This window comes from Erwinia sp. Leaf53 (assembly GCF_001422605.1).
Classification (GTDB): Bacteria; Pseudomonadota; Gammaproteobacteria; order Enterobacterales; family Enterobacteriaceae; genus Erwinia.
The window spans coordinates 1-1,391 of record NZ_LMLK01000018.1 but is presented as its reverse complement, the minus strand read 5'-3'; the positions used below and the strand labels follow the sequence as shown (position 1 = coordinate 1,391).

Below are 1,391 nucleotides of genomic sequence, written 5' to 3'. Positions count from 1 at the left end.
GAGCAGGCCGTTCAGCCCGCCATTGAAAAGGTGGTGAAAGCGCGCCGGGACGAGCTGGACTGGGTGCTGACCGACGGCAGGCAAAAGCCGCAGCAGGCAGGCTCGCCCGACGCGCTGAAACAACGGCTGACGGCGCGTTATTTCGCTGATTTTGCCGGGGCGTGGCTGGCGTTTCTCAACGGCCTGCGCTGGAACCACGCCGCCACCCTGTCGGACTCCATCGACCAGCTGACCCTGATGGCGGACGTCCGCCAGTCGCCGCTGGTGGCGCTGATGAACCAGCTGAACGTCCAGGGGCGGACCGGGCAGACCGGGGGAGCGATCGCCGACTCGCTGGTGAAATCGGCGAAAAATCTGCTGGGCAGCAACGACCGGGATGCCATTGACCAGAGCGCCGGCGTGCAGGGGCCGCTGGATGCAACCTTTGGTCCGCTGCTGGCGCTGATGGACAAAACCCGCGCCGGCGCGCAGGCCCAGAGCCTGCAGTCCTGGCTGACCCGCGTCACTCAGGTGCGATTACGCCTGCAGCAGGTGACCAACGCCGCCGACCCGCAGGCGATGACCCGGACGCTGGCGCAGACGGTGTTCCAGGGCAAAGCGGTGGATCTGACCGAAACCCGCGACTACGGCAGCCTGGTGGCCGCCGGGCTGGGGCAGGAGTGGAGCGGTTTTGGCCGCACGGTGTTTGTGAACCCGCTGGAGCAGGCGTGGCAGCAGGTGCTGGCCCCGGCGGCAGAGAGCCTGAACGCCCAGTGGCGGCAGGCGGTGGTTGCTGAGTGGAACGGCGCCTTCGGCGGGCGCTATCCGTTCAGCAGCGCCAGCAGCGACGCGTCGCTGCCGCTGCTGGCGAAATACCTGAACGCCGACGCCGGGCGCATCGCGCAGTTCCTGCAAACCCGTCTTAACGGCGTGCTGCACCGCGAGGGCAGCCACTGGGTGCCGGACGGCATCAACGCGCNCGGGCGCAGGCGCGTCTCCAGATTCGGGCGCATCGCGCAGTTCCTGCAAACCCGTCTTAACGGCGTGCTGCACCGCGAGGGCAGCCACTGGGTGCCGGACGGCATCAACGCGCAGGGGCTGACCTTCAACCCAAAATTTATCGCCGCGATGAATACCCTCAGCCACATCGCCGACGTCGCCTTCACCCAGGGCACCGCCGGGATGCGCTTTGAGCTGCGCCCGGGCACCTCTGAAGGCGTGATGCAGACCAGCATGATCATCGACAGCCAGAAGCTGGTGTATATGAACCAGATGCCGCAGTGGCGGCGGGTGAACTGGCCTGCGGACACCGAAGCGCCGGGCGCCACCCTGAGCTGGGTAAGCACCCAGGCGGGGACGCGGCAGTTCGCCGATCGCTGTAGTTCGGCTGTTTTGCCCACAGCACCATGGCC

At 67.3% G+C, this 1,391-nt stretch carries 1 protein-coding gene and 1 pseudogene; both read left to right on the top strand.

Translation table 11 applies throughout. The features are described 5' to 3' along the window. Positions 1–958, top strand: a pseudogene (locus tag ASF13_RS11655) (ImcF-related family protein); the annotation flags it as partial. A 1-nt stretch (position 959) separates the two neighbouring features. Continuing rightward, on the top strand, positions 960–1,391 hold a 432-nt coding region (locus ASF13_RS24930; protein WP_304437882.1), incomplete at both ends, for a type VI secretion IcmF C-terminal domain-containing protein.